Origin of the sequence: Mycobacterium senriense, assembly GCF_019668465.1 — a bacterium.
GTDB lineage: Bacteria > Actinomycetota > Actinomycetes > Mycobacteriales > Mycobacteriaceae > Mycobacterium > Mycobacterium senriense.
Genome location: NZ_AP024828.1, coordinates 1821262 through 1847484, shown reverse-complemented (window position 1 = coordinate 1847484; position 26223 = coordinate 1821262). Strand labels below are relative to the sequence as shown.

Genomic DNA, 26223 nt, shown 5'->3' with positions numbered 1-26223 from the left:
TTACTTCTTGCGTCCGAAGAACCCGCGGCGGATGCAGGTGATCAACACATCAATGAGTTCGTCGTCGTTGATCGGCTCGGGCAGATCGAGGGCCGCCTGCGGCACACGGGTGACCAGCGCCCGTAAGATCAGCGCCGAGACCACCGGATCGAACGGGTACCGATCCGCTCCGCGGATCAGCATCCTGGCCGCCCCGACGTCCATCTGCACTTGTCCGTTCTCGCCGATGCTGACGATCGTGGGATCGTCGGCGGCGCCCTCGGCCCACGCCTCGATGCAGCCCGAATACTTGTCATAGAACTCGACGTAGGTGCCCAGCCAGGGCCGCAGCGTAGACGTTTTGCCCACAGGATCCAGTTCGGCGATCCGGTCGGCGAACGCCATTCCTGCGCTGTAGATTTCGGCGGCCACGGCAGCGAGCAGATCTTGCTTGTCTTTGAAGTACTTGTAGAACGTGCCTCGCGCCACGCTGGCCGACTCGACGATGTCGTCGACACTGGTACTGCGGTAGCCGCGCGCACGGAATTGAGCGGCGCCGGCATCGGCCAGAGCATTCACCGTGATGACGGCACGCTTACTGAGGCTGGCGGTGCGCTCGCTGACCGACAGCCCCGAAACGTCTGGCGCCGGAGGCACTTCGAGCGCGTCCACGTCCGCAGCCGGGTCTGCGCTGGCATGCAGACCTAACGACGTCAACACCGACCGCGGCGTATCGGGGAACAACATCAGCTGCAGGAACACCGACAGCGTGTCAACCGCGTCCTTGGCGCTGCGACCGTAAGCCCGGTCGGTGTGCACGAACAGATTGAGGCGGTGCACCAGCGCGGTCATCGTCATGGCCGCGACCTCCGGGTCCAGCCCCGTCAGGCCGGAGGCGGCGAGCCGCTCGGCGATGCGATGGTTGTAGCTGCGCACGAAGCGGGTGATTTCGGGACGCACCTTGGTGTCCGACGAGGCGATCGCCGTCCACTGCACGAACATGGTGGAGTACTTGTCGAACACCCAGCTCCACTCGCCCAGCCACCAGTTCAGATTGTCGAAACCCACCTCGTCCGGCCCGAGCGCGCCGATGCGGCGCGCCACCCGGAACAACGCGCCGCCGCATTCATTGAGCAGCTCCAGAAAAATCTCGTCCTTGCCGTTGAAGTACTGGTACAAGGTGGCCCGGGACACCCCCGCTGCCTTGGCGATCGCGTCGACCGACGTGTCGAAGTACCCCAGCCGACCGAACAACTCCAGCGAGACCTCGGCAATCCGGCCTCGGGTGCTGGCACCGCGAGCGCCCACAGCGGGGCTGGACGGGCCGTAACTGGCCCTGCGGACGATCGAGGCTTCGGACATGGCGTGTTAAGCCTATGGCCCATCTGGGCGGCCCGCGTCGCGCCCAGCGGCGTTTCTCGGAACGAGGAACTCAGCGGAGCCCGCAATTGCGATCCCGCCCGTCTGTCGTGCGGCCGTCAACTCCACGCTCACCCGGTCGGCGTCGGCTTCTGCCGACACCGCGGTCACCGTGCCGGAACAGGTCAGCACGTCGCCGGGCCAGACCTGCTCGCGGAAGCGGACACCGAAACGGCGCACGCAGCGAGCGCCCAGCCAGTCGGTGGCGAACCCGGCCAGCAGTGCCGCAGAGAACATGCCCTGCGCGAACACCGAGGGATAGCCTGCGGACTGTGCGAGCTGATCGTCGTAATGCATGGGGTTGAGATCGCCCGACGCGCCCGCATAGCGGACAAACATCTGCCGGGTCAGCGGCCCAAAATCACGGGCCGGCGCACGTGCGCCGACACTCACAGCAGTGGTGGTCACCGTCATTGCTTCGCCGCCGTCTCGATGAAGGTGGCTTTGGCCTCGGCGACAAGTTCTCCCTGCGCGTTGCGATATTCGGTGACCACAGTGGCGAAACGCATGGTGCCCCCGCGCCTGCCGGGCTTCGAGTAGCGATCGACGATCCGCTCCTGCGCGGTCAGCACGTCACCGGCGGCGGGCGGAGCGGCGTGGAAGGTGTATTCCTGCTCCCCGTGCAGCAAGCGCTTGCGCTCGAACCCCACGTCCACCCTGGCGCCGGCCGGCGCCCAGCGTCCGCCGCTGGTCAGGAACGTCGGCGGGATGATTGCGTCCGGACCGCGATACGCCGGATCGTCACACAACATGGCTTCGGCGAACTCGGCGATCTTGCCGCGTTCCACCACCAGCTCCCATGGCCGTCCGGCGCTGTCGTCAGCGACACTGTCAGGCGAAGCGTTCATAGTGACCAATAGTGTCAGAAAAAATACAGCACTGGAACAAAATCCTCGCTTCACGGCCAATGAACCGCTTGTCCAAAGATGACATAGCTGCCAGAATCGGTGGCCATGGTCGAGTTGGCGGCGAGCTATGTCGCAGGCAAATGGGTGTCGGAAGCGCACGCCGCGACGCTGGATGTGATGTCGCCGAGCACCGGCGAGCTGCTGGGCACCGTGGGCCTCGCCGGCCGGGCGGACGTGGATTCCGCGGTCGCGGCCGCCCGCGGCGCCCTGCCGGCCTGGGGGCGGGTGCCCGCCGCCGATCGCGGCGCGGCGCTGGGCCGACTCGCCGACGCGCTGAACGCCCGCAAAAGCGAACTGGCTGACCTGACCACCGCGGAGATCGGCTCGCCGCGATCCTGGAGCACGTTCGGTCAGGTCATCACCGCGGTCGGTGTCCTGCGCGCCTACGCGTCGATCACGCCTGACTATCCCTTCTCCGCCACCCGTCCCTCGATGACAGGCGGCACCGTCGAGGTGCGTCAGCTCCCTGTCGGAGTGGTGGGCGCGATCGTGCCCTGGAACACGCCATTGTTTATCGCCGCGTTGAAACTCGCTCCGGCCCTGGCGGCCGGCTGCACGGTGGTGCTCAAGCCGGCGCCCGACGCCCCGCTCGAATTCGGTGTGCTAATGGAGGCGATCGAGGAAGCCGGGCTGCCCGATGGAGTCGTCAACGTCGTCAACGGCGGCGCTGAAACCGGCCAGCTGCTGACCGAACATCCGGGTGTCGACAAGGTCAGCTTCACCGGCTCGACGGCCGTCGGCGCCAGGATCGCAGCGTCGTGCGGCTCCCGAATCCGACGCTGCAGCACCGAACTGGGCGGCAAGTCGGCGGCCATCGTGCTGCCCGACGCGCCGCTGGAGACGACGGTGTCAGGTCTGGTCGCCGGCGTGATGGGCAACAACGGTCAGCTCTGCGCTGCCCTGACGCGAATCTTGTTGCCGCGCAGCCGCTACGAGGAATTCGTGACCGCACTGACTGCCGCCGTCGCCAGGCTGATCGTCGGGGATCCCGCCGACCGGGCCACCGACATCGGCCCGCTGATCAACGAGGCTGCGCGCGACAGGGTCGAGGGGTTCCTGCGGCGCGCGCGGCAGGACGGCGCCACCGTGCTGATCGGCGGCGAGCGCCCCGACCGCCCAGGGTGGTTCGTTTCTCCCGCGCTCGTCGCTGCGACCAATGACATGGAGATCGCCCGCGAGGAGGTCTTCGGACCGGTCGCGGTCGTGATCGCCTACGACGACACCGGCGCCGACGACGCCGCTGAGGCGGTGTCCATCGCCAACGACTCCCGCTACGGCCTGGTGGGTGCGGTGTGGTCCGCCGACGAGGAACGGGCGGCCGCAGTGGCGGCCCAACTTCTGGTGGGTTCGGTGGCCGTCAACTCGACGGCGGTGCTCGACTTCGCCAGCCCGTTCGGCGGATTCAAGCAGTCCGGCATCGGCCGCGAGGGCGGCCCCGAGGGCATCGCCGGGTTCGTCGAACATCAAGCCATCATTCGTTGAGCCGGAAGGGTTTTCACATGCACACCCAAGCAGCGGTGCTGTTCGAACGCAACACACCCTGGTCCATCGAGACGATCGAACTCGACGCGCCGAAGGCGACCGAGGTATTGATCGAACTGCACGCTTCGGGCATGTGCCACTCCGACGACCACCTCGTCACCGGCGACATGCCGATCCGACTGCCCTGCATCGGCGGTCACGAGGGTGCCGGCGTGGTCAAGTCCGTCGGCGAGCACGTGGCGTGGCTGTCGCCGGGGGACCACGTGGTGTTCAGCTTCATCCCGTCGTGCGGCCGGTGCCCCTCATGCTCGACGGGACACCAGAGCCTGTGCGACCTTGGCGCAAAGATCTACTCGGGCATGCAGATTCACGACGGAACCGCCCGCCACCATCTCGGTGGCGAAGACCTCGCGCTGGCCTGCGGTGTCGGCTCGTTCGCCCACCACACCGTGGTGCATGAGGCGAGTTGCGTGAAGATCCCGGACCACTACCGCCTCGACCTGGCCTGCCTTCTCGGCTGCGGCTTCATCACCGGGTGGGGGTCATCGGTCTACGCCGCCGACGTCCGGCCGGGCGACACGGTCGCCATCGCCGGGGTCGGTGGCATCGGCGCCGCGGCAGTCCAGGGAGCGCGGCTCGCGGGCGCCCGCACGATCACCGTCATCGACCCTTCGGAGTACAAGCGGGCCGAAGCGGTGAAGATGGGAGCCACTCACACCGCGGCGGACTGGGACGAGGCGAAAGACATTGTCGCCGAGGCTACCTGGAACCGCGGCGTAGACAAGTTCATCTGTGCTATGGGAGTCGGTGACGGCCGACTGATCGGCCGGGCGTTGGCCATGACGGCCAAGCGTGGCCGTCTGGTTGTCACCAACATCCACCCGATGCTGGAACGCGAGATCCGGGCCAATCTGATGGACCTCACCCTGACCGAGAAGCAGATTGTCGGAACCCTCTACGGCTCGGGCAATCCCCGTGCCGACATCCCGAAGATCCTCGAGCTGTACAGCGCCGGACAGGTGGACCTCGAATCCATGGTTACCCGCACCTACCCGCTCGAGAAGGTCAACGACGGCTACGCCGACATGCACGCGGGCGCCAATATCCGTGGCGTACTGATCTATCCGCCCGCCGAGGGACTTCTCGCCGGAGAAGGTCGTGACCAGTAGACGTCTCGCGGGCAAGGTGGCGCTCGTGACCGGCGCAGCCAGGGGTCGCGGTCGAAGCCACGCGCTGCGTTTGGCGTGGGAAGGCGCAGACGTCATGTTGGTGGATCTCTGCGACAACATCCCGTCGTGCGACTATCCACTCGCGACGAGCGAAGACCTCGACCGCACCGCTACCATGATCGAGAAGCTCGACCGAAAAGCACTGATGTATCGGTGCGATGTCTGCGATCGAACCGAAATGGAGAGCGCCGTCGACACCGCGGTGCGGCAACTCGGCGCACTCGATGTCGTCGTCGCCAACGCCACCATTGCCCCGACCCAGCCGGACGCCCCAATCGCAGCCTTCATAGACACCTTCGACGTCGACTTCATCGGCTTGGTCAACACTTTCAGCGCCGCGATGCCCCGGTTGGTCGAAGGCTCTTCCCTCATCGCATCTGGTCCCACCTTCTCCCCGCAAGGACCTTTTCTCGATCGACCGCAAGGACTCGGTGGGCCAGCATATGAGCTCGCTCAATCGATGGTCTCGCAGTACGTGAAAACGCTGGCCAAACAACTAGCACCACAAGGCATCCGGGTAAACACCGTCAGCGGTGCGGAGGATGCCGGCGATGTGCGGCGTGCCGGGCGGTTGCATCGGCCCGTCATGCTCGACGTGGATTGCAGAGGCAATCACGCTGGCGCGGCGTCGCTTTCGACGATGCTATGGCCAGCTGCGACCTGGGCTGACACTGACGCATCCGCTGCGGTGGCGTTCTTGGCAGCGGACGAATCACGAGCGATAACCGGCCGACACGTCACGGTCGACGCCGGCTCGTCCCTCAACTAACTCCGACGACAAGCACGACACCCGAGCGGCTCAGGTCGACGCCTTCCAGTTGGTGGTCGATGAGGTGAATGGCACACCTAGTTTGGCAAGTATCCACGGCGGCAAGCGTTTTGGCATCGGCAAGGGTACCGATCGGGCGCCTCGCGCCTCGAGCAACGCTTCGTACGCGGTGGTATCGCCGCTGAACGGTTGTCCCTCACCGGCGATGAACCCGTACAGTTCGCATCCCTGAGGGCCGGCCTCCCAAGGTCCGAACACGTCCCCCCACTCGAGCATGATGTGCGTACCAGCGCGGGCGACTACGTCACTGCAACGGATCTCGCCAGCCAGAATGAAGTTGCTGTGATCGCCGGTGTGGCCGTGCTGCGAGGAGATGGCACCCGGGTCCCACTTGTTCCAGAACGCGAAGTAACGGGGAGAAAGCTCGATCCACTTCTCCCAGATCGACGCCGTGCGACCATCGGCGAACTCGTAACGCAGCATTTCCTCGGCCGGTACATCGTCGAGATGCTTGATCGACGGTCCACCTTTCATCGGTCAGTTCCCTTCCTTTGATTGCTCGACCCGCGCCTCAGGCCTGCACGGGCTCCCAACCACCGCCTTCAGATGAACGATGCGCAGCATCGATCACCGCAAGCGACAGCAACCCGTCCTCGAAGGTGGCCGCGCCGCTGGGCCCCCCGTCGAACGCGGGCAGCCAGTCCTGCAGCATCAAGGCCATCGCCCGGCTGGCGTGCCCCGCCAATCCCCCGGGCAACCGCTCGGGGTGTGCGGGCTCGCGTTCATCGACCGTCAGGGGACTCAATCCCGCATCGGTGGCGGCGCCGAGACTGTATGCCGCGGAACGCAAGTCGCCGTCGCCGATGATGGTGCCATCGGAACCGAACAATTCGAGGCGATAGTGATCGGCGTGGGCGCCCATCACCGAGAGGCTCAGAATGGCGGTCGCCCCGGACTCCATGCGCATCAGCAGCGCCGCGGTGTCGTCGGCGGTGACGGGCAGGGTCCCGCCGTCGGGCAGTTCACGGACGGGATCGCTGGTACGGACCTCCGCGCACACCGACACCGGGCGCCCCAGCAGACTGCACAGGAAGTCCAGGTCGTGCACCAGCATGCCGGCCAGATACCCGCCGCCCTGCTCGCGGTCGTACATCCAATGGGCCTGCAGCGGATGACTCGGATGCCAGTATGACGCGCTGCGGCTGACCCGCGCGAGGTACTGCGAGCCGAGGAAGCCCGAGCGCACCCGGTCCGCAACGGCCAACCAGTCCGGGTTCCACCGGTTCTCGAAACAACAGGCAGTGGGCAGCTTGGAATCGGTCGCGGCACGCACCATGTGGCGGGCCGCTTCGAGGTCGCCCGAAAGCGGCTTCTCGCACAACACGGGCTTACCCGCCGCCAGTGCGGCGATCGTCATTTCGTGGTGTAGCACGGTGGGAGTCGCGACCGAGATGACGTCGAGGTCGTCGCGGGTAACGAACGACTGCCAATCGGTGGAGGTCTGTTCGATGCCCAGTTTGGTCGCCGCACGCTCCAGCCGATCGGGTGTACGCGCACAGAGCGCGACGGGCTCGAAGCCCTTCGCCGCCCGGAAACCGGGCACCTGCACATGCGCGCCCCACCCGACGCCGATGATGCCGACCCGTAATGTCATGCGCTCTCCTCGACCCGTTCGTCCACCCGTTCCCGCTAGTGACACTAATGTTAGATACCTGTCGGGTTCAAGGGTCCGACCCAGAGGCATTCAACGATATCTACCAGCACCCCGCCATTGCCTATAAGTGACATGGGTGCCAGAATCGGGTGCTGTGGGCGCAATCGACACCGAGGAGCAGCAGTTCGCACCGCTGATCGATCTGCGGTGGTGGCAGGAGCGACCCGCTGATCGGAGCGAGCTCTACCGGCGCCTTCGCGAGGCCGGCGGCCCGGTGTTCGTCCGCACCAACCGACCCGACTCACCGCGGCCCCGCGGGTTCTGGGCGGTCGGCGCCCACCGCGACGTCGTCGACATCAGCCGCCGCCCCGCCGACTTCAGTTCCGGGCAGGGCACGCAGATTTTTGACCAGACCGCCGAGATGCGCGAATACCGCGGCTCCATCATCGACATGGACGATCCCGAGCACATGAGGTTGCGCAAGATCGTCTCGCGGGGCTTCACTCCCCGCATACTCTCCGAACTGCGTGGCCTGGCTGAAGAGACCACCGCCGAAATCCTCGACGAGATGCCCCGCACGGGTGAGTGCGACTTCGTCTCGTCGTTCGCGACGCTGCTGCCGCTGCGCATCATCGACAACATGCTCGGCGTTCCACGCGAACACGAACAGTTCATCCTGCGGGCGACCAACATCGTGCTCGGTGCCTCGGACCCCGAGTACGTACCCGACCAGACCGTCGCGGGTATCGGGGCCGCCGTCACCGAGATCAGCGAGCAGCTGATCGAACTGCTTAAGCGAATCGCCGAGGACCGCATCGCCCATCCCCGCGACGACGTGATCAGCAAGCTGGTCACCTCCGACGAGGAGAACCTCACCCCGCAAGAACTCGCGAAGTTCTTCATCCTGCTGGTCGGCGCGGGCAATGAGACCACCCGCAATGCGCTGACCCACGGGCTACTCATTCTCAGCGCGCACCCTGAGCAGCGCGACCGCCTGCTGGCGAACTACGACGAGATGGCGCCCGCCGCGGTCGAGGAAATCCTGCGGTATGCCAGCCCGGTAATCCACTTTCGCCGCACGGTGACCCGCGACGGGGTGACGCTGACCGACGCGCAGGGCGAGGTCACCCATACCTTCAACGCCGGCGACAAGGTCGTGGTCTGGTATCCCGCCGCCAACCGCGACCCAGCGGTCTTCGACCAGCCGGAGCGCTTCGACATCGCACGAAAACCCAATAACCACATCGCCTTCGGCGGCCCGGGACCGCACTACTGCCTTGGCGCTCATCTGGCCCGGTTGGAGCTGAACGTGGCGTTCGGAATGCTCTACGCGCGCTACCCGGACATCGCCGCCGCGGGCGAACCGGTCATGCTGAGGTCGAACTTCGTCAACGGGATCAAGCACCTGAAGGCCACGTACACACCATGAACACGCAGGCAGCAATTTTGTCCGACGTCGGGGACGGCGTCATGACGATCACCTTGAACCGGCCCGAAGCGGCCAACGCGGTACGTCCCGACGACCGCGATGCCCTCATCGCGTTACTGGCCGCCGCCGACGCCGACGAGAAGGTACGCGTGGTGGTGCTGCGCGCCAACGGCAAGCACTTCTGCTCCGGCGCCGACGTCGGATCGCTGGCCGAACGGCGAGCCAAGAGCGAGAAGCGGGTGTTGGAGCCAACCCGGCGCATCATGAACGGCGCCCAGAAGTTGGTGGCCAGCGTGTTGGACTGCAATAAACCGGTGATCGCAGCGGTGCACGGCGCGGCAACGGGCCTGGGGGCCCACGTGGTGTACGCCTCCGACCTGGTGATCGCCACCGAAAACGCCTACTTCGCAGAGTCGTTCGTCAAGCGTGGTTTGGTCGTCGACGGTGGCGGTTGCTATCTACTACCCCGTCGCATCGGCATGCAGAAGGCCAAGGAAATGGCGTTCTTCGGCGAAAAGCTCTCAGCCACCGAAGCATTCACGCTGGGACTGGTGAACCGGGTGGTCGGCGCCGCCGACTTCGACGCCACGATCGCCGATTTCGCCGGCCGGCTGGCCGCAGCGCCGACCTCGGCGATCGCATTCACCAAGCGGCTGCTCAACGACTCTCCCGACACCGACCGCTCCGGCGCATTCGTCGCCGAGGCCATGGCGCAGGAGATCCAGTCGTATTCGCACGACTCCACCGAAGGTGTCCAGGCGTTCATGGAGAAACGACCGACCGAGTTCACCGGGTGGTAGAGGTGGCCCGCGCTGACATACCCACGATCGACGCGGCCAGCGCTCCCTACTGGGAGGCCGCCAGGCGGGGTCAATTGCTGATCGCCGAATGCGCGGGGTGTGGCAAGGTCCACCACTACCCGCGCCCGTTCTGCCCCTTTTGCTGGAGTGAAGACGTGCGGCCGATAAGGGCGAGCGGAACCGGCACGCTGTATACGTATTCGACTGTCTACGTGAATGATCTGGCGCCGTTCAAGGAGCGCCTGCCGTATGTGGCCGCGATCGTCGAACTGGCCGAGGGGCCGCGGCTGATGACGATGATCGAAGGCGCCGACGGTGACCACCTTCGGGTCGGGATGCCGGTGACCGCGGTATTCCGCCCGGTCGACGACACCGATCCCGACAGCCCATTCCTGACGGTCTTCACACCTAGCGAGGAGAGCCCATGACCGGACTGCTCGACGGCAAAGTCGCCCTGGTGACCGGGGCGGGGCACGGCATCGGCCGCGGCCACGCACTCGAACTCGCCAAACACGGCGCCACCGTGATCATCAATGACCTGGGCACCAGCTTGTCCGGCGAGGGCACCGGCAAGGTCGCCGACGAAGTGGTGGCAATCATCGAAAGCCGCGGTGGCACCGCGGTTTGCGACTTCAGCGATGTCGGCGACGAGGAGCAGGTCTACCTCGCCGTCGAGCGTGCCTACTCGCAGCTGGGGCGGCTGGACATCGTCGTCAACAACGCGGGAATCGTTCGCGATAAAGCGATCTGGAACATGACCGCCGACGATTTCGACCTGGTGATGCGGGTGCACGTTCGCGGTAGCTGGCTCACCAGCCGCGCGGTCGCCCGCAAGTGGCGCGCGGAATCGAAGGAATCCGGCGGAAAGGTCTACGGCCGCATCATCAACACCACCTCCGGCGCCGGTCTGCACGGCCACTTCGGGCAGACCAATTACAGCGCCGCGAAGGCCGCGATCGTCGGCCTGACCCAGACGCTGAGCCTGGAGTTGGCGTCGATCGGCGCCACCGTGAATGCAATCAGCCCGGGTGGGCGCACCCGAATGTCAGCGTCCATGCCGGGCGCGCAGGCCCCGATCGAGCCCGATGAGCGCGCCGAGGACGAGTTCGATCCCAAAGATCCGTCACTGGGCTCGCCGGTAGTGGCCTGGTTGGCCAGCCCGGAGGCCGGTCACGTCAGCGGTCAGGTCATCCGTGCGATGGGCGAACATCTCCAACTTCTCAAGGGCTGGCATCCTGTCGCGTCTGTCTCCAATGGTGAAAAGCGCTGGGATGCTGAGAAACTCGGTACCATCATGGCTACCGACGTGTTCGGCACCCGCAACACCGGGCTGCGACTCGGCGGCTGAGCGCGATGGCAGACATTGCGGAAGTCGAGCGGGAATTTCGGCGCTACTTCATGACCGGCCCGGTGCTCGAGGACTGGCAAGCCTGGGCACACCTATTCACCGACGACGCAACGTACTTCGACCACTTCTACGGAAAGTTCACCGGTCCGGCGGAAATCACCAAGTTCCTCGAAGGGACGATGGGCGCCGCACCGCAGGTCTACAGCCCGCTGGTCTGGTACGTCGTCGATGACACGCGGGTGGCGTACAAGGTGCTCAATCGCGCCGACAATCCACAACCGGGCGGAGCACCCATCGACTTCCCGTCCTATCAATTCATCGAGTACGCCGGCGGTGGCAGATGGCGTTCCGAGGAAGACGTCTGGCTGCTGCCCGAGATGAAGGGCTTCGCTGCTCGCTACGCGGCCGCCGAGGCCGCACACCCGCAGACGCTCGAACAGAAGCTCCGTCGCGATGATTGGGGTTCGTGGGTGGACTGGGCGCGCCCGGAGCCGGGACACAAAGCCGCCCCGTCATGGCTGGATAAGGTCGGCTTCACGCCATTTTCCGGCATTCAGGACATCGACTTCGGGGTCCGGTCACACTGACGCCCGGTGAGTGTCATTGCGACTGGTGGCCCGTCCTCAGCCCGCCCGCGCGAAGAGGGGGCCGAGCCGGTCGGGTGTACTGCCATGCAAGATCAACTCGTCGACCCCCGCCTCTCGGTAGCGGTGGAATACCTGGTGGCAGGCGGACACCGATCCGATCGCCGCCGCGTCGCCGGTCCATGCCGCGGGCAACAGCGATGCGACCTCGGTGAGTTGCTCCCGGGTGAGCACGGAGTCCGCCGAGCCTCTGATCCCGTCGAGCAGGGGATGGGATCGCAATCGACTCAACGGCTCCGGATCCCATCCGTTGACGGCCGCCAGTCGTTCTCCGAAGCCGGGAATCTGGTAGTAGGTCACCGCGCGGGCGCCGACGATCGCGAGTTCCTCGTCGGCAGGGAGTTCGCAGGCCACTACCACGGTGGCGTATACCCGCACGCTGCCCGTCGGCCGCCCAGCCGCGCGTTCGGCGCGGCGGACGAGCTCAACCGATCGGCGCACGGCGGGAGTGGTCAGGAACGGATGCAACAGCACCCCGTCGAAGTGACGGCCGGCGAGCGCCAGGCCCTTGGGCCCGATCGCCGCGAAGACCACTGGTGGCACCGGCTGATCGGGTAAGTCGTTGAGCCGCAATGACGGGTAGGTGCCCGCGGGTCCGTCGTAGCGCACCTTCTCCCCCCGGCACAGCCGACGGAAGATGTCGGCGTGGTCGACGATCGAGGCGTTCGTGGAGCTCGGCAACCCGACGGCCTTCCACATGGCGTCCACCGAGCGGCCGACGCCGAGGACGAACCTCCCGCCCGAGAGCGCCTGCACCGTCATCGCCAGCGACGCCAGCAATGCGGGATGCCGCGATTGCAAATGTGTTATACCCGAGGCGATTCCGATTCCCGACGTGACCTGGCTGATCGCGCCGGCGATCACGCCGAGGTCCTTGGTACCCCACCGCTCGCTGAGCCACACCGTGCGCAGGCCGAGACGCTCGGCGGCCTGCGCCTGGCCGATCACGGCGCCGGAATCGGTGACACGTCCGGGAAGCACGTAGGCCCCAAGCGCCGGACTGCTCAACCGACTGTTGTCCATGACCGCTATTCTGACAGTAGTGTTCAGTACTTGGGGCAAGGGGTTCTTCAGATGGCGTACACCTCGACGCGCGGCGACGTCGGCGACCGGGTGGGCGAGGTGCTGCAGGGTTGGTTGCCTCTTCGGCTGGCGGCTGTGGAAGCGACAGCCTTCGTGGTTTCCGATTTCACCGCTCCGCCAGCCGGTTATTCCGGGCGAACGGTGTTCTTCACCGCCGCCTGGACCGACCGGGCCGGCGTGCGCCATGCCGAGGATCTGGTGCTGCGCGCACAGGCAGAAAGCCACCAGTTGTTCACCGTGCCCGACGCCCCGCGACAGGCCGAAGTGATGCAACGACTTGGCGCGCAGGGGATTCGAGTTCCGCACATCGTTGGCATCGAACGCGACGCCGCGGTCCTGGGGTCGCCGTTTTATGTGATGCGCCGAGTGCGGGGGCGCACACCGTCGGATGTTCCGAGTTGGCACAAGCGTGGCTGGACTGTCGACCTGTCCGCTGCCGATCGGGGGCTGTTGTGCGACAACGGACTACGCGCACTCGTCGACGTGCACCGCGTCGACGACCCAGAGACGTTGCGTTTCCTCCGCGGCGCCGGCCAGACCCGTACGGCATTGCAGCGCTACCTCGACAAACTCGGCGGCTGGTACGAGTGGTGTCGCGCCGATTTGGTGGTCGGTGCGGATGTGCTCGCACAGGCCCTGAAGGTGATTCTCGCCGCTGCGCCTCACACCGATGCCGAGACGGTGATGTGGGGCGACGCCCGGGTCGGAAACATGTGTTTCGGCGACGACTTCTCGGTGGTCGCATTGTTCGACTGGGAGACCGCAGGCACCGGGCCGCCGGACATCGATCTCGGTTGGTGGCTGATGTTCGAGCGTTTCCTCTGCGAAGCACTGGGATTCACTCGCCTGCCCGGAGTACCCGACGACGTCGAGACCGTCAGGCGCTATGTGCAATTCGGCGGGACCTTGACCGGCGACATCGCCTACTACCAACTGCTGGCCGCCTTCGTGTTGTCATTGATCAACAACCGACTCGCCCGGCTTTTGGTGCGCGACGGGCTCGATGCGGCCACAGCTCGCAGCTACCCGCAGACCTCAGTCGCGTTGGTCGAGCGGTATCTCGGCCAGATCTGACACTGCCTTCCATGCGACAGCGCTAAAACTGTGCCATGCCCTGATCAACTGACAGCCGAGTCGCGGTCACATAACGCGACTCGTCGGAAGCTAGCCAACATACCGCTGCCGCAACGTCTTCCGGCTCGCAGGCCCACTGCGGCAGGAACGGCGTGCCCATGTTGTTCAGTGCGGGGTTGGTGTCGATGGCGGCAAACAGCGCGGCAATCATGTCGCCACCGCCCATCGGCGTATTCACCGGCCCCGGGTGCACGCTGTTGACCCTGATGTCGTGCTTGCCCAGTTCTGCGGCGAAGGCCCGCGCCATGCCCGTCACGGCATGCTTACTCGCGGTGTAGTGCACCATATACGGCTGTACCTTCACCCCGGCATAAGAGCTGATCAGAATGATCGACCCGCCCCGGCCACCGTCGATGATCCGCTGTGCGCCGGCCATCACCGTGTTCCACGTACCAGTGACGTTGACGTCCATGATGTCGCGGAACGACTCCGGGGTGATCTCGTTCCACGGTGACGGGATGCAGATTCCCGCATTGGCCACAATGACGTCCAGTCGCCCGTAGGCCTCGACACCCGCGTCGACGGCGTGCCGCAGCGCGTCCAGATCGCGGATATCGGCTGCGGTGGCCATGATTCGGCCACCTGCGGCCTTCACCATCTCCACAGTCTCGGCGAGGTCGTCGGGGGTGGCCGATGGATAACGTACTGATTGGGGTAGCGGGCCGGCTAGGTCGACGGCAATGATGTCGGCCCCTTCTACTGCCATTCGCACTGCGTGTGCGCGGCCCTGTCCCCTGGCGGCCCCGGTGATGAACGCCACCCTTCCCGCGAGCCGACCCGTCATCAGGGTGTCCCAACACTCGCGCGGTCCAGGACTAACGGCCCCTCCCCTACAGCGGTGCCCAACAGTCCGAGTTCCACACCCGCCACGGCCGCGGCCTCGCGGCACGCCGCGATGTCTTTGCGCAGGAATGGGCCGGCCAATTCGGCGAACCGGTCCATCCCGCCGATGCGGTGCGCCTGCTCGGCCGCATGGCTCCTTGCGCTGCACACCTGCAGCGTGGACAACAGCACCTCCGGTGCGACCCCCAACCGTTCTCCCAGTTGCGTTGCCGCGGCAAGGAGCTGGGCGTTGGCCGCAAACAACAAATTGTTGATCAGTTTGAGCGCCAGCGCACTGCCCAGCACGCCGGTCGCCACCACGGGATCGGCGTAAGCGGCCAGAATCGGCGTGACGGCGCTGACAGCATCACTCGGTCCGCCGACCAGTACGGTCAGTGCGCCTGCGGCGATGTCTTCCGCGGTGCCGCTGACCGGCGCGTCCACCACTACCGGCGCCGCGGGAGAACTGTCCCGCAACGCCTCGAGGGTAGACAGTGTGCCTGTCGTGTGGGACACGAACACGCAACCCGGCTTCGCGTTAGCGATGAAACCGGCTGCGCCGAACCCGGTTTCGCGCAGCTGCGCGTCAGAGAACAGGCACGAAATGAGGACATCGCTGCGGCGTGCCAGATCGGCGACCGAATCGGCCAATGCCGCGCCCTTCGATTCCAGTCGCTGGCCGGCCTCCTCGCGCCGGGCGTAGACCAGGACATGGTGGCCGGCGCCGAGTAACCGCTCGACCATGGGCTCGCCGAGTTGTCCGGCGCCAAGGAATCCGACGGTGTTGGGCACTGCGCTAGTCAGGACCAGGTCAGCTTCAGCGAATCGACGCCGAACACTTGACCACCGTGCTCGATAGGTTGCCCGGAGACCTCGTAGTCTGGAATGCGCTTGTGCCACTCCTCCAGCACCACCGCTAGCTCTTGTCGCGCGAGGTGGGAACCGAGGCAGCGGTGCGGCCCGCCGCCGAAGGATAGGTGACGTGTGACGCCACGGTCGAAGTTGACCGTGCGGGCATCGTCATAGGCCGATTCGTCCCGGCCCGCGAACGCGAGCGAGAACGACGCCATGTCGCCCGCCTTAACCGGGCATCCGTGAAAATCCATGTCTTGGCTGGCCTTTCGCGCCGTCTGCACGATCGGGTAAACCCGAAGGAGTTCCTCCACAGCCTTCGGAATGAGCTCGGGTTCGGCAACGATCCGTGCGCGGTCGGCCGGATGGGTGGCCAGGTGCAGCATCGCGTACGACAGCTGGTTGGAGACTGTGTCGAGCCCGGCCATGAACAACAGCAGGAGACAGTTGAGCAGTTCCAGGTCGTTGATGGGTTCGCCGTCGAGCGTCCAGTCGATGGCCTTGCTGACGATGTCGTCCGCATGCGGGTCACGATTCTCGCGCCGCTCCGCAATCAGGCCGGAGAAGTAGCCCATCACATGCGTCATGCCTTCGAGTCGGGCCGCGTTGACTTCCTCCCCTGCCCCGCTCTGGTGCAGGATCATGTCCTCCCAGGCCAGGAACTTCTCGAGATCCTCGACGGGCATGCCCATGATCGTCAGGAAGACCGTCGACGGGAACACCCGCGAGATCCGCGTCACGAAATCGCACCCACCCTCGCCTGCTACTTCATCGATCAGTCGCGCGGCCAGCTTCTGCTGCGCGTCGCGCAGGCCTTTGACGCGGCCAGGCGAGAAGTACTCCGCCAGCACATGACGCCATTTGGCATGGTCGGGCGGGTCGAGCATGATCGGGATCCACTTGTACGGCGGCTCTGGATCCGTCGGCACGATCACGCTGCTGGACCAAAGCTCCGGGTGCTGGAGCCCGTCCAAAATCACCGAGTTGTCGGTGAATACCCAGTAGTCCATATCGGCCTCGGTGTTCCGGAAGACCGGTCGGGCCTCGTCCTGGCACTCGTCGAGCAAACGGAAGTGAGTCAGCGCAGGCGAGTCCGGAGTGTTCATGTCGATCTGCTTCATGGGACACGTTGCCGTGGGCTGATTCTGGATCATGATGTCCTTCCGTGCGGCTTCGAACGGGCGCGAACTCCAAGCACTCGCGGCTCGCATACTACGACAGTCCACTGTCAATCTGGACCGATTGGGGCGACGGGTCGAAGAGAACTCGTCAAACTAGGTTAACTATGTCGTGTGACGGACGCAATACTCCTCGACATCCGCTGGGACTGTCAACGGACGGCGAAGCCGGCGTCGAGCGGCCACGCGGTGCCGGTGATAAAGTTCGCCTCGTCGGACACCAGGAACGCCACCGCGTTCGCGATATCCTCGGGCATCAGGACCTGGATGGGCAGCGCGTTCTGCATCGCCGCGACCGCCGTGTCGTTGGCCGCCAGCAGCTTGCCCATGGTCTCGTTCATCACCATTCCGGTGGCGACTCCGGTTGGATGGATGGTGTTGACGCGGATCGAGTACTGCGCGAACTCGTTCGCCCACACCTGCATCAGCCCGACCAAGCCGCGCTTGGCCGCGGTGTAGGCCTGTCCGCCAGCCCGATCCGTGCCGGTGCCCTTGAGTCCGGCACTCGACGACGTCAGCACGATCGATCCGCCGCGTCCACCGTCGATGAGGGCTGGGATCGCCGCTTCCACGGTGTTCCATACACCGATGAGGTTGACATCAATGATGTCGCGGAACGTCTGCCGCCGGTCGCCGCCGGGGCCAAGTCGAATGACGCCGGCGTTCGCGATCACGATGTCGAGGCGTCCGAACTCGGCGAGTCCGTCGGCCACTACCTGCTCGACGGCGTCAGCGTCGCGCACGTCGGCCTGCCGGGCGACGATGCGTCTGCCCTCCTTCTCGACGAGCTTGACGGTTTCGTCGAGGTCGTCGGGGCTGGCGTTGGGATAGTCGATGGAGTCGATATCGCGGCAGATGTCGAGCGCGACGATGTCCGCACCGTCTGCCGCGAGTCGGACCGCATGTGCGCGACCCTGACCGCGGGCCGCTCCGGTGATGAAGGCGACTTTGCCATTCAGATTTCCCACGCGTTTGGCTCCTCTTGTTTCAGTTGGCAACGCTGCCGGTATGAATTCTTGCTTGCCGCAGGCCTTCCTGCGGATCGTCGACTTCGACGTCCCAGTCGCCGCACGAGCACGTACAACGGAAGTGACCATTGACGGGCAGGATCGCCTGACCGTCACAAGATCCGCCCGTGTTGGCGATGCTGGTGAGGAACTCGAGGGGCTTCTCGTGCAGAGCGCTGTCATCGGACACGGTGTTACTCCTTATCCTGATCGACGACGCGAAAGACGGGCAGCAGCCAGCCGTCGGCGATCGGTGAGAAGTCAACGTGGACAGGCATTCCTATCGTCACGTCGGCGGGTGCGATGTCGACCACGTTGGAGACCAGCCGCGCACCGGGTGCGTCCGGCAGGTCGAGGACCGCCGGCACCAACACCAGATCCGGCATGCCGGGAAAACCGTGCACCACGGCGAAGCTGTAAACGACGGCATCGCCGCTGAGGTCGACCCAATTTACTTGTTTCGATTGACAATTGGGGCAAAACGGTGTCGGGGGCAACCGAAAGGTCTGACAGTCGCCGCACTGCGGCGCCACCAACCGCCGTTCCTTCGCGGCGATCCAGAACGGCTCGGTGTCCTTATTGACCGCGATCCGCACGTGTTCGCCCGGAATGGTGGTGGCCAGCGTGACCGCCGCGGTACTCATGCGGCGCGTCCCAGAATCAGCCCGCTCACTGGCAGGCTCGCCGGCCCACCCGTGATCAGGGCGAGTTCGGCGTCGGCGACCTGGTTGATGGCGGTGCCGCGCATCTGCTCGACTCCTTCCACGATGTGGGTCATTCCGATGATGTAGGCCTCGGAGAGCTGGCCGCCGTGCGTGTTGACCGGAATCGAGCCGCCGTCGTACCGGATCGCTCCGCTTTCGACGAACGTGCCGCCCTCCCCCTTGCCGCAGAACCCATAGTCCTCCAGCTGCATGAGCACCATCGGGCTGAAGTGGTCGTAGAGCAGTGCTACGTCGATGTCGGCAGCGCTGATACCGGCCCGCTCGTAGAGCCGTTTGGCGATGGGTGCATTGCCCGAGGAGGCGAAGTATTCGTCGGGCATCCCCATCCAGGCGAAAGCTCTACCCCAGTCGCGGACACCACCGTGGGCGGCGGCGACCACCGGCACCGGCGGTTGCTTCAGATCCTTGGCACGATTCATGCTGGTGGTGATCACGGCCACGGCACCGTCGGTCTCCTGACAGAAGTCGTAGAGGCACAAGGGTTCTGCGATCATCCGCGCATTGAAATAGTCGTCGAGCGTCAGCGGTTGGCGGTGCATGGCCTTCGGTCTGTTTGTCGCGTTGGCCCGCGTGGAGAGTGCAATCTCTGCGAATGCCTCGCGGCGGGTGCCGTAGAGGTGCATGTGCCGACGAGCCATGACCGACATCAGATGTCCCGGGCCGAACAGCCCGGACGGCTGAAGGAAGGAATTGATCGGATCGGGCTCCAATGCCGAAAACACCGATCCGAGACGCTGTTTCGCCTGCTGCAGCGCCATCACCGTCACCACCACCGAGGCATCCCCGGCGACGATTGCGGCCCGCGCCAGCCCGATCGCACCCGCCGAGCCGCCGCCGCCGGAGGTCAGTGCGGCGGTAAACCGGACTTCCGGAATCCCAAGGGTCTCAACGAATTCAGCGGTGTCCATCTTTTCGGTATAACCGGCACTGGCGCCCGAATAGTAGGCGAAGCCGTCGACGTCGGTGATGCGAAGGCCTGCGTCCTCACACGCGGCCAGGATGGCCTCACCGGCCAGCTCGGTGATCGACTTGGGCAGCGAGCCGCCGCGCTTGTAGTAGGGCGTGGCGCCGACACCGACGATGGCGACGTCGCGAAGCCCTGTTGTGTTCGCCACGCGCTCAGGAGTTTTCGACCGGGATGGGTGGCACGTCGGGGAACAGTTCGTAGAACGTGCCCTGCGTGATGCGCAGCCGCGTCTCATCGCTCACGCCGTCGAAGAGCCCCTTGAGGGTGTCCTGGGTATGGCCGAAGGTACCCTCCATGTGCGGGTAGTCGCTGCCGAACATCACGTTCTTGTAGCCCATGTGCTCGTACGCGGCGACCGCGGTCTCGTCGTGCTGGAATGACGCGTATACCTGACCATAAAGGATCTCCTTGGGACTGCGAGTCAGCTTGGGCCGCACCGCCATATGGTGTTGGCGGTAGCCCTCGACCATCCGGTCACCGAGGAACGGCACCCAGGTGGCGCCCCCTTCGGAGATCAGCACCCGAAGGTCGGGGTGGCGGTCCAGCGCGCCGGAGGCGACCATCTTCATCGCCGCCCGCTGCCCTGAGAAGGTGGTCTCGGCGTAATTCATCACCGCTCCGCCCGGCCCGCGGTACACCATGCCCGCCCCGCCGCTGGCGCCACCGACCGTCATGTCGACCGGATCGGTGCCGATGTGGAACGCGATCACCATGCCCGCTTCCTCGGCCGCCGCCCAGAACGGTTCCCACTCCTTGCGATGCCAGTCCGGGGCGCTCGGGTGGGGTGTCGTCGGCAAGAACACCGCCTTGAAGCCTTTGCCTGCGGCCCAATGCAATTCCTCGACTGCGTCTTCGACGATCAGCGTCGACACCTGGGCGGTCACCACATAGCGAGGCGACACAGCGCAGATCTCCTCGAGCGCCCACTCGTTGCTGGCCCGCATGCATGCCTTGAGAAGTTCAGGGGTGCGGAAGGTCGAGCCCCACATGCCCAGCGAGGGGAAGATCACCTCACCCCAGACGCCCTCCTTATCGAGATCACCGAGCCGCGCCCGCGCGTCCCGGATCCCCTGCGGCTTCATGCTCTCCTCGATGAAGGCCTCCATCGCCGATGACGGCAGCTTGCGCCGGAAGATCTGCCCGTCGACCGAGACGGTCTCGTACTCCCCGTCGGGATCCTTCTCGGCGTGCGGCGTCAAGTCGGCGAGCGCCTTCGGCAACCGGGACTTCCACAGATCGTCGGGCTCTAGAAAGTGCGAGTCACCAGAATTCGTCCAGATCATGCTCATTGGCCCTCCACGGATCCGTCGCTCATTCGAATGATGCCAGCTGCTCCGACGCAAGTCCAGTATTTTTAATGACTAGCCATTACTATTTGGCTTGACGGGCGACGCCGGTAAAACTGAGGCGGACTGGAGGAGGCCCATGCCGGAGCTGGGAACTGAGTCGCCCGCGGGCGAGCGGAGGCGCAACGCATCGGGTGAGTCGACCCGGGTGATGTTGATGGAGGTCGCCGAGCGGCTGTTCGCCACCCGCGGCATAGAGGCGGTCACGCTGAGGGAGATTCAGCAGGCGGCCGGGCAGTCCAACACCTCGGTGATCCGCTACCACTTCGGCTCTCGCGAGGGCCTGATCCGCGCGCTGATCGCCTACCGCCAGGCGTCCCTCGGGATCGACCGCCAGGAGATGCTCGCGCGCATGCGCGAGCAAGGCAAGGAGGCAGACCCCCGCGCCGTGGTGTGGCTGCTGGTGCGGCCGCTGGCCAACAGCATCGCCGCGGGCGAGATGTTCGCGCCGTTCCTGGCTCGGCTCATGGAGGATCCGCGCGCACGCAGCGATTACTGGCCGGATCACGTCGACGATGAGTGGACCCAGGAGAGGCTGGAAGAACTGGTCGACGCCGCGCTGCAGGACCTGCCCGAACGGATCCGGCGCGGCCGAACCTTCCAGCTCTACATCAGTCTGATCAACGTGCTGGCGGCATCCGCCCGCTCCGGGCACGGACTCAGCGAAGCGCAGCTGCACAATTACGTGGACACCTGGGTCGGAATGCTGACGGCACCGGTGTCCTACGAAACCCGCGGGCTGATCGCTGAGCACGACTGAGTCGTCAACTACCGCCGACGATCTCTTTGGCTCTCAGGTCGGCGATCGCCGCCTCGTCCAGCCCGATTTCGCGCAGCACCGCATCCGTGTGCTGCCCGACGGTGCACCCGGCGTCGGCCCGTGTCCGCGATCGCGAGAACCGGCACAGCGGTGCGAGCCGACGATGCTCCTCGAAAATCGGGCTGTGGGCGTCCACGGCATAGCCTGCTTCGTAGCACTGGTCGCCCTGCAACACCAACTCGGAATTGGCCTCCACCACCTCGACGCACCCAACGTCTTGAGCCGACAATTCGTGCTCCCACTCCAGCTTGGTCTTGGTTGCGAAAACCGTTGTCAGTGCGGCGATTAGCTCTTCGTCGTACTGCGTGCGAGATTCGGCGTCGGCAAAGCGCTCCTCGGCGTGCAAGTCGACGTACGGTGACATCGCTTTGGCCAGTGCCGGCCATTCGCGCGGCAATGGTGCGGCGAGAAAGACATAACCGTCGGCCGCCCGGTACATCCGGTACAAGGCATTCATGCCGAAAAACTGTTCGTCGGCGGGCGTTTCGGCGGGTCGGGACGCATAGCTCGCGTTGTAGGCGATCAACGCCTGCTGCACAGTGCCGAGCATGGTCGTGACCACCTTCGTCAACGTCGTGCCGCGACGCTTGGCGTACAACGCGACCAGCAGCGCCGAACCGACACCGTGCGCCGCGATGCCGTCGGACTGAACGGCGGGGACAGCTCCGCCGGAGTGGAGTTTGACCGCCCGCCGGTGCAAGTCGTCCAGGTCGGTGGGTGGCTGGCCCGTGTCGTGGCTGTCGACCTGCGCCAGGCCGGACGCCGCACCGACCGACGGCGCGTAGGCCGCGCGATGTGCGAACGGTCCGTCGACCCCGTAACCCGAGGTCGTCACGAACGCCAAGTCCGGATTGACGGCCCGCAGCGAAGCTTCGTCGATCTTCGCTCGTTCTGCGGCTTTCCCGCGGAAGCACTGCAGCACGACGTCGGACCGCTTGGCCAGTTCGTACACCAGCTCGAGGCCCTCGGGTCGGGTGAAGTCGATCGCAATACTTTCCTTGCCCTGCAACACTTTTGCGCCGCCCGCCTCAGGGAATGCGACCAGGTTGCGGATGTTGTCGCCGTCGAGCGGCTCGACCTTGATGACGCGAGCACCCAGGTCGGCCAGCAGGGTCGCGCCGTACGGTCCGGCGAACATGCTGCCGAACTCCAGGACCGTCACACCCTTCAGCGGCGGGTCGTCGTGGGCTTCCCGCGGAGCGGGCAGGGCGGCGCCGCCCACTTGATCGAAGGTGACTGAGTCGTTGTCCTCGCCGATTCGCGGGGCCGGCCGAAGCCGGGTCAGCGGTTTGCCGTCTGCATGAATAAGGGTCGACGGCTGTCGTACGGGTCCGAGATCGGGGTCGATGACGGTGGTGGCACGCCCTTCGTGCGCGGTCTGCGGGTGGTTCAGCGAGTCTTCGGGACTCCGGAACAGCTCGCCGCTCAGGTCGAGGTTCTCCGTCATGGCCTGCTGCCATTCGGCGAGGGTGCGGGCGCCGACCCGTTCGATCATGATGTCCCACCACTGCATGCGAAGTTCGGGGGTCGGCAGCATCGGAAAGCCCTGCCACTTCGGATCGGCGAGCTCCCCGAGCAGGTCGAGTTCGGTGAGCCAGGCGCTGATCAGCTTGGGCGACACCTGAGCGAACTGCAGCCAGCGGCCGTCCTTCGTCGGACACACCAGCAGTGCATAAATGAGATACGCCTGGGGCCGACCCTGATCGTCGTATGCGGCGTCCATCGGTTCGAAGGCGCCCGGATACCGTTGCAGCACCATCTCGTAGAACCAGTTGTAGGGATCCATCGAACCCATGCCGGTCACCAAATTGGTCTCGACGGTTTGGCCGCGCCCACTGCTCTCCCGCTCGAGGAGCGCGGCCAGCACACCTTGAACAGCGGCATGGGCGGCGCCCCACGACGCATAGGTGAACGTAGTGAACGCCGGGCCGGGCCGCGGCGCGAGGCCGCGCTTCTCGTGCATGACGCCGGTCTTGGCCATGACCAGCGCCTCCCAGCCCTTGTAGTCGCGAAACGGCCCGGTCGAACCCCACCCCGTGATCGTCGCCACGACGAGTCGTGGGTAGGCCTTCGACAGCGCGTCGTGAGCAAGTCCGATGCGCTCGGCGGTGGTCGGCCGCAACGTATTCACCATTACGTCGGCACGCCGCAACAGAGCACGCAACCTCTCGAGGTCAGCGTCATTGTGGAGGTCGAGGGTCACGCTGCGCTTGCCACGCAGCAGCGCTGGCCAGCCAGCTAGATCACGCAGCGGACTGCCGTCGGGCGGCTCGACCATGATCACCTCGGCACCGCAGTCGGCGAGAAACTGCGTCGCCTGCGCGCCGGGCAGCGTCGTCGACAGGTCGACCACCACCAGGCCGGCCAGCGGCCCGTCCGACGCGACTTCCGACATGTTCGCTCCCTAGCGCCTGCGGGCGGATCTCATGAAGACGTGAAGTGACGCACGCCACGTCAGCATCGCAGCGATCAATATTAATGTCAATGTATTAGTCTTGCGGGATGACGGAGACCGAAGACGCGGAGTCACGGGGCGGGTTCCCGCCGATGCGTACCTGGCAGGAGCCGACGGTACGCAGCCCCGGTGGGGGCGCCGAATACGGCGACATGATCGCGGCGCTGCGCGATTTCCTCGACGATGTGGCCGCGGCCGCTCCGGACGCGGCGACCACCCTGGCGCTGACGAACGACTTGAGCAGCTGGGCCGAACGGCTGGCCCAATCCGCAGTCCCCGAGCGACGACAGATCTTCGCCCGCCGGCTCGACCTGCCAGGACGCGGACAAACCATGTCCCCCAACTTCATTCCGACCGCGGGCGACCATGAGAAAGTCGAGGGGTCGGTGACGTTCGGCCGGTATTTCCTGGGGGGCGGTGGAGCTGTCCACGGCGGGGCCATCCCGCTGTTATTCGATGAAGTGCTTGGCCGCCTGGCCAGTAGCGGCGGCCGTGCGCCTGCGCGAACCGCGTATCTACACACCGACTTCCGGTCCATCACACCCGTCGGTGTAGAACTCGCGGTGCGGGCGTGGTTCGTCGGCGAGCAAGGGCGCAAGCGGACTCTCCGTGCTCAACTCACCCACGGGGACACGCTGTGCGCCGAAGCCGAGGGCCTGTTCATCGAGCTGCGCCCCGATCAACCATGAGTCGCCTCAGCCTGGCGGTCGTTGACGTTGAATATCCCCGTCGTGCAACCTAATCAGCTCACGCAGGGCAATCCGGTCAGGCTTGAGCATCGCTGTCAGTGGTAGCTCATCGACGATGAGAAGCTCGTCGGGCGCCTTGTAGTCAGCCAGTTCGCCCGCCACATGAGTTCGCAACTCGGCCAGCGTCGGCGGCCTGGCGGCGTCCGCCGGCACGACACAAGCGACGCCAATCTCTCCGATCACCGGGGCCGAACGCCCAACCACGGCTGCTTGTTTCACGCCCACGTGACCGGCAAGTACCCGCTCCACTTCACCGGGATGCACGTTGTAACCGCCGCGGATGTACATGTCGCCGCCACGTCCGACCAGGGTGAGGTTGCCGTCGGCGCCGAGCGCGCCGACATCGCCGGTGTGCAGCCAGCCGTCTTGTAGCACCTCTGCGGTGAGTTCCGGGTTACGCCAGTAACCACGCATCACGCAGGGACCACTCACCTCAACAACGCCGTCGGGACCAATGCGTACGTCCATTCCCGCCGCGGGCCGGCCCACCGTCCGGAACTGAATCTCAGGGGCGTCGTCTGGTTCGGTGCCGCTGATGGTCGGGCACTCGGTCATCGCGTACCGCACGACCAGCGGAACCCCGATGCCCTCGGCGACCCGCCGCACCAGTTCAGGGGGCGCCGGAGCGGTGGCGACGACCCCGATCCGCAAGTGCGGCAACGCCTGCGGGCTCACTCCATCGACATCGAGCAGCTTGGCCCACTGGGTCGGCACGGCGCCGGCAACGGTGACCCGCTCGTCGCGGAGCACGTCGAACATGCCCCGGGCCGACCATGGCGTCGGGGGCACCACCAGTGTGCTGCCCCACACCAACTGATCCCAGAGCTTGAACATGTAGCCAGCGTGGGCGAACGGCGTCGATGTGAGGCGCCGGTCGTGGGGCGCGCTCATCACCCCCGCCGCTGCCGCGCCCGCGGCCAGTCGGTCGGCATCGAAGGCCGCACCCTTCGGCGTCCCCGTCGTGCCACTGGTGAAGATCAACGCAACCAGGTCGCGGCGGTTCAGCTCCACGGCAGGTGGTGCCGATCGCGACGTGTCGCTGCACAGCGCATCCCGCGGCAGCAGCCGGTACCCGGTGTCGGGTAGCGCACCGAGATGCTCGTCGGCGACGATCAATGCTGGATCAGCTTGCTGGAGAATCGATTCGATCTCCCGACGACCGAGCCGCGGGTTCAGCCCGGTGGTGATCGCGCCGATCATCGCCGCAGCGGCGTAACACGTCGCATAGTCGATACCCGACGGCAGCCACAGCGTGACGACGTCGCCCTTGCCTACGCCGAGGTCGGCGAACTGCGATGCCACCCCACGGGCTCGGCCGATCCAGTCCGCGAACGTGATTCGGGCGCCGGGCTCGACGTAGGCCTCACGGTCACCGTGCACGTTAGCAGCGCACTCCAGCATGGACCGTGTGTCGCTGACGTCAG

Annotated in this window: 27 protein-coding genes; 11 read left to right on the top strand and 16 right to left on the bottom strand. The window is 65.7% G+C overall.

The annotated features are described in order from the left end of the window. Genes MTY59_RS08805 through MTY59_RS08795 form a run of 3 tightly spaced genes read right to left on the bottom strand, consistent with a single transcriptional unit; the run spans position 1 to position 2246 of the window. On the bottom strand, positions 1-1341 hold the full coding sequence (locus MTY59_RS08805; RefSeq protein WP_221045318.1) for a TetR/AcrR family transcriptional regulator: 1341 nt from the start codon (positions 1339-1341) through the stop codon (positions 1-3). A 12-nt stretch (positions 1342-1353) separates the two neighbouring features. Beyond that, on the bottom strand, positions 1354-1812 hold the full coding sequence (locus MTY59_RS08800; protein WP_044486462.1) for a MaoC/PaaZ C-terminal domain-containing protein: 459 nt from the start codon (positions 1810-1812) through the stop codon (positions 1354-1356). Then, complete coding sequence (locus tag MTY59_RS08795; RefSeq protein WP_221045317.1) at positions 1809-2246, bottom strand: FAS1-like dehydratase domain-containing protein; 438 nt, start codon at positions 2244-2246, stop codon at positions 1809-1811. The genes MTY59_RS08800 and MTY59_RS08795 overlap by 4 nt, the downstream gene beginning before the upstream one ends. A gap of 105 nt (positions 2247-2351) precedes the next feature. Here MTY59_RS08795 and MTY59_RS08790 point away from each other — a divergent pair, with 105 nt between their 5' ends. The 3 genes from MTY59_RS08790 to MTY59_RS08780 are packed head-to-tail and all read left to right on the top strand — an operon-like array spanning position 2352 to position 5786. Further along, positions 2352-3788, top strand: a complete 1437-nt coding sequence (locus tag MTY59_RS08790) for an aldehyde dehydrogenase (RefSeq protein WP_221045316.1) — start codon at positions 2352-2354, stop codon at positions 3786-3788. A 17-nt stretch (positions 3789-3805) separates the two neighbouring features. After that, on the top strand, positions 3806-4957 hold the full coding sequence (locus MTY59_RS08785) for an NDMA-dependent alcohol dehydrogenase (protein WP_221045315.1): 1152 nt from the start codon (positions 3806-3808) through the stop codon (positions 4955-4957). Then, on the top strand, positions 4947-5786 hold the full coding sequence (locus tag MTY59_RS08780) for an SDR family oxidoreductase (protein ID WP_347881614.1): 840 nt from the start codon (positions 4947-4949) through the stop codon (positions 5784-5786). Before MTY59_RS08785 ends, MTY59_RS08780 begins: the two co-directional genes overlap by 11 nt. A 30-nt stretch (positions 5787-5816) precedes the next feature. On the opposite strand, the gene MTY59_RS08775 is transcribed toward MTY59_RS08780, so the two are convergent. Both MTY59_RS08775 and MTY59_RS08770 read right to left on the bottom strand, forming a co-directional pair. Beyond that, positions 5817-6320: a cupin domain-containing protein gene (locus MTY59_RS08775; protein WP_221045313.1), complete on the bottom strand. Its 504-nt coding sequence runs from the start codon at positions 6318-6320 to the stop codon at positions 5817-5819. Between the two features lie 37 nt (positions 6321-6357). Next, entirely contained in the window at positions 6358-7440 is a 1083-nt protein-coding gene (locus tag MTY59_RS08770) for a Gfo/Idh/MocA family protein (protein ID WP_221045312.1), read from the bottom strand. 154 nt (positions 7441-7594) lie between these two features. Here MTY59_RS08770 and MTY59_RS08765 point away from each other — a divergent pair, with 154 nt between their 5' ends. From MTY59_RS08765 to MTY59_RS08745, 5 genes are read left to right on the top strand one after another with little or no spacing between them, the layout of a single operon-like run. Next, the gene (locus MTY59_RS08765; RefSeq protein WP_221045311.1) at positions 7595-8869 is read left to right on the top strand and encodes a cytochrome P450; all 1275 of its coding nucleotides are present in this window, start codon (positions 7595-7597) and stop codon (positions 8867-8869) included. Continuing rightward, complete coding sequence (locus tag MTY59_RS08760) at positions 8866-9669, top strand: enoyl-CoA hydratase/isomerase family protein (RefSeq protein WP_221045310.1); 804 nt, start codon at positions 8866-8868, stop codon at positions 9667-9669. Before MTY59_RS08765 ends, MTY59_RS08760 begins: the two co-directional genes overlap by 4 nt. Beyond that, positions 9663-10097, top strand: a complete 435-nt coding sequence (locus MTY59_RS08755; protein ID WP_221045309.1) for a Zn-ribbon domain-containing OB-fold protein — start codon at positions 9663-9665, stop codon at positions 10095-10097. The genes MTY59_RS08760 and MTY59_RS08755 overlap by 7 nt, the downstream gene beginning before the upstream one ends. Further along, a complete protein-coding gene (locus MTY59_RS08750; RefSeq protein ID WP_221045308.1) occupies positions 10094-11017 on the top strand; it encodes an SDR family NAD(P)-dependent oxidoreductase in 924 nt (307 codons plus the stop codon). Before MTY59_RS08755 ends, MTY59_RS08750 begins: the two co-directional genes overlap by 4 nt. Before the next feature lie 5 nt (positions 11018-11022). Continuing rightward, positions 11023-11604, top strand: coding sequence for a nuclear transport factor 2 family protein (locus tag MTY59_RS08745; RefSeq protein ID WP_221045307.1), 582 nt, complete (start codon positions 11023-11025; stop codon positions 11602-11604). A 36-nt stretch (positions 11605-11640) separates the two neighbouring features. Here the strand turns inward: MTY59_RS08745 and MTY59_RS08740 are convergent, their stop codons facing one another. Continuing rightward, on the bottom strand, positions 11641-12684 hold the full coding sequence (locus MTY59_RS08740; RefSeq protein ID WP_221045306.1) for a TIGR03857 family LLM class F420-dependent oxidoreductase: 1044 nt from the start codon (positions 12682-12684) through the stop codon (positions 11641-11643). Positions 12685-12735: 51 nt separating this feature from the next. Between MTY59_RS08740 and MTY59_RS08735 the strand changes: the two genes are divergently transcribed. Further along, a complete protein-coding gene (locus tag MTY59_RS08735) occupies positions 12736-13818 on the top strand; it encodes a phosphotransferase family protein (RefSeq protein ID WP_221045305.1) in 1083 nt (360 codons plus the stop codon). 22 nt (positions 13819-13840) lie between these two features. Here the strand turns inward: MTY59_RS08735 and MTY59_RS08730 are convergent, their stop codons facing one another. The 8 genes from MTY59_RS08730 to MTY59_RS08695 all read right to left on the bottom strand — a co-directional run bounded on the left by MTY59_RS08730 (position 13841) and on the right by MTY59_RS08695 (position 20718). Then, positions 13841-14662, bottom strand: coding sequence for a mycofactocin-coupled SDR family oxidoreductase (locus MTY59_RS08730; RefSeq protein WP_221045304.1), 822 nt, complete (start codon positions 14660-14662; stop codon positions 13841-13843). Continuing rightward, positions 14662-15492, bottom strand: a complete 831-nt coding sequence (locus MTY59_RS08725) for an NAD(P)-dependent oxidoreductase (protein WP_221045303.1) — start codon at positions 15490-15492, stop codon at positions 14662-14664. The genes MTY59_RS08730 and MTY59_RS08725 overlap by 1 nt, the downstream gene beginning before the upstream one ends. Before the next feature lie 8 nt (positions 15493-15500). Further along, complete coding sequence (locus MTY59_RS08720; RefSeq protein ID WP_221045302.1) at positions 15501-16673, bottom strand: cytochrome P450; 1173 nt, start codon at positions 16671-16673, stop codon at positions 15501-15503. A gap of 209 nt (positions 16674-16882) precedes the next feature. Then, entirely contained in the window at positions 16883-17698 is an 816-nt protein-coding gene (locus tag MTY59_RS08715) for a mycofactocin-coupled SDR family oxidoreductase (RefSeq protein ID WP_221045301.1), read from the bottom strand. Between the two features lie 19 nt (positions 17699-17717). Continuing rightward, on the bottom strand, positions 17718-17927 hold the full coding sequence (locus tag MTY59_RS08710; RefSeq protein ID WP_221045300.1) for a hypothetical protein: 210 nt from the start codon (positions 17925-17927) through the stop codon (positions 17718-17720). 4 nt (positions 17928-17931) lie between these two features. Next, on the bottom strand, positions 17932-18381 hold the full coding sequence (locus MTY59_RS08705) for a Zn-ribbon domain-containing OB-fold protein (RefSeq protein WP_221045299.1): 450 nt from the start codon (positions 18379-18381) through the stop codon (positions 17932-17934). Then, positions 18378-19577: a thiolase C-terminal domain-containing protein gene (locus tag MTY59_RS08700; RefSeq protein ID WP_221045298.1), complete on the bottom strand. Its 1200-nt coding sequence runs from the start codon at positions 19575-19577 to the stop codon at positions 18378-18380. The genes MTY59_RS08705 and MTY59_RS08700 overlap by 4 nt, the downstream gene beginning before the upstream one ends. Before the next feature lie 4 nt (positions 19578-19581). Then, complete coding sequence (locus MTY59_RS08695) at positions 19582-20718, bottom strand: amidohydrolase family protein (RefSeq protein WP_221045297.1); 1137 nt, start codon at positions 20716-20718, stop codon at positions 19582-19584. A gap of 136 nt (positions 20719-20854) precedes the next feature. Here MTY59_RS08695 and MTY59_RS08690 point away from each other — a divergent pair, with 136 nt between their 5' ends. Then, positions 20855-21535: a TetR/AcrR family transcriptional regulator gene (locus MTY59_RS08690; protein ID WP_221045296.1), complete on the top strand. Its 681-nt coding sequence runs from the start codon at positions 20855-20857 to the stop codon at positions 21533-21535. A gap of 4 nt (positions 21536-21539) precedes the next feature. Here the strand turns inward: MTY59_RS08690 and MTY59_RS08685 are convergent, their stop codons facing one another. Further along, positions 21540-23990: a CaiB/BaiF CoA-transferase family protein gene (locus MTY59_RS08685; RefSeq protein ID WP_221045295.1), complete on the bottom strand. Its 2451-nt coding sequence runs from the start codon at positions 23988-23990 to the stop codon at positions 21540-21542. A 212-nt stretch (positions 23991-24202) separates the two neighbouring features. Between MTY59_RS08685 and MTY59_RS08680 the strand changes: the two genes are divergently transcribed. Continuing rightward, a complete protein-coding gene (locus tag MTY59_RS08680) occupies positions 24203-24739 on the top strand; it encodes a hotdog domain-containing protein (RefSeq protein WP_221046339.1) in 537 nt (178 codons plus the stop codon). Positions 24740-24745: 6 nt separating this feature from the next. Here the strand turns inward: MTY59_RS08680 and MTY59_RS08675 are convergent, their stop codons facing one another. After that, complete coding sequence (locus tag MTY59_RS08675; protein WP_221046338.1) at positions 24746-26200, bottom strand: class I adenylate-forming enzyme family protein; 1455 nt, start codon at positions 26198-26200, stop codon at positions 24746-24748. Positions 26201-26223: the final 23 nt, after the last annotated feature.

What these genes read in the sequence shown, in the direction of transcription:
- MTY59_RS08675 (WP_221046338.1), bottom strand. Translation starts at nt 26,200, where the DNA reads ATGCTGGAGTGCGCTGCTAACGTGCACGGTGACCGTGAGGCCTACGTC.
- MTY59_RS08775 (WP_221045313.1), bottom strand. Translation starts at nt 6,320, where the DNA reads ATGAAAGGTGGACCGTCGATCAAGCATCTCGACGATGTACCGGCCGAG.
- MTY59_RS08730 (WP_221045304.1), bottom strand. Translation starts at nt 14,662, where the DNA reads ATGACGGGTCGGCTCGCGGGAAGGGTGGCGTTCATCACCGGGGCCGCC.
- MTY59_RS08690 (WP_221045296.1), top strand. Translation starts at nt 20,855, where the DNA reads ATGCCGGAGCTGGGAACTGAGTCGCCCGCGGGCGAGCGGAGGCGCAAC.
- MTY59_RS08705 (WP_221045299.1), bottom strand. Translation starts at nt 18,381, where the DNA reads ATGAGTACCGCGGCGGTCACGCTGGCCACCACCATTCCGGGCGAACAC.
- MTY59_RS08790 (WP_221045316.1), top strand. Translation starts at nt 2,352, where the DNA reads ATGGTCGAGTTGGCGGCGAGCTATGTCGCAGGCAAATGGGTGTCGGAA.
- MTY59_RS08785 (WP_221045315.1), top strand. Translation starts at nt 3,806, where the DNA reads ATGCACACCCAAGCAGCGGTGCTGTTCGAACGCAACACACCCTGGTCC.
- MTY59_RS08800 (WP_044486462.1), bottom strand. Translation starts at nt 1,812, where the DNA reads ATGACGGTGACCACCACTGCTGTGAGTGTCGGCGCACGTGCGCCGGCC.
- MTY59_RS08745 (WP_221045307.1), top strand. Translation starts at nt 11,023, where the DNA reads ATGGCAGACATTGCGGAAGTCGAGCGGGAATTTCGGCGCTACTTCATG.
- MTY59_RS08750 (WP_221045308.1), top strand. Translation starts at nt 10,094, where the DNA reads ATGACCGGACTGCTCGACGGCAAAGTCGCCCTGGTGACCGGGGCGGGG.
- MTY59_RS08770 (WP_221045312.1), bottom strand. Translation starts at nt 7,440, where the DNA reads ATGACATTACGGGTCGGCATCATCGGCGTCGGGTGGGGCGCGCATGTG.
- MTY59_RS08680 (WP_221046339.1), top strand. Translation starts at nt 24,203, where the DNA reads ATGATCGCGGCGCTGCGCGATTTCCTCGACGATGTGGCCGCGGCCGCT.
- MTY59_RS08735 (WP_221045305.1), top strand. Translation starts at nt 12,736, where the DNA reads ATGGCGTACACCTCGACGCGCGGCGACGTCGGCGACCGGGTGGGCGAG.
- MTY59_RS08740 (WP_221045306.1), bottom strand. Translation starts at nt 12,684, where the DNA reads ATGGACAACAGTCGGTTGAGCAGTCCGGCGCTTGGGGCCTACGTGCTT.
- MTY59_RS08795 (WP_221045317.1), bottom strand. Translation starts at nt 2,246, where the DNA reads ATGAACGCTTCGCCTGACAGTGTCGCTGACGACAGCGCCGGACGGCCA.
- MTY59_RS08695 (WP_221045297.1), bottom strand. Translation starts at nt 20,718, where the DNA reads ATGAGCATGATCTGGACGAATTCTGGTGACTCGCACTTTCTAGAGCCC.
- MTY59_RS08720 (WP_221045302.1), bottom strand. Translation starts at nt 16,673, where the DNA reads ATGAAGCAGATCGACATGAACACTCCGGACTCGCCTGCGCTGACTCAC.
- MTY59_RS08805 (WP_221045318.1), bottom strand. Translation starts at nt 1,341, where the DNA reads ATGTCCGAAGCCTCGATCGTCCGCAGGGCCAGTTACGGCCCGTCCAGC.
- MTY59_RS08685 (WP_221045295.1), bottom strand. Translation starts at nt 23,990, where the DNA reads ATGTCGGAAGTCGCGTCGGACGGGCCGCTGGCCGGCCTGGTGGTGGTC.
- MTY59_RS08760 (WP_221045310.1), top strand. Translation starts at nt 8,866, where the DNA reads ATGAACACGCAGGCAGCAATTTTGTCCGACGTCGGGGACGGCGTCATG.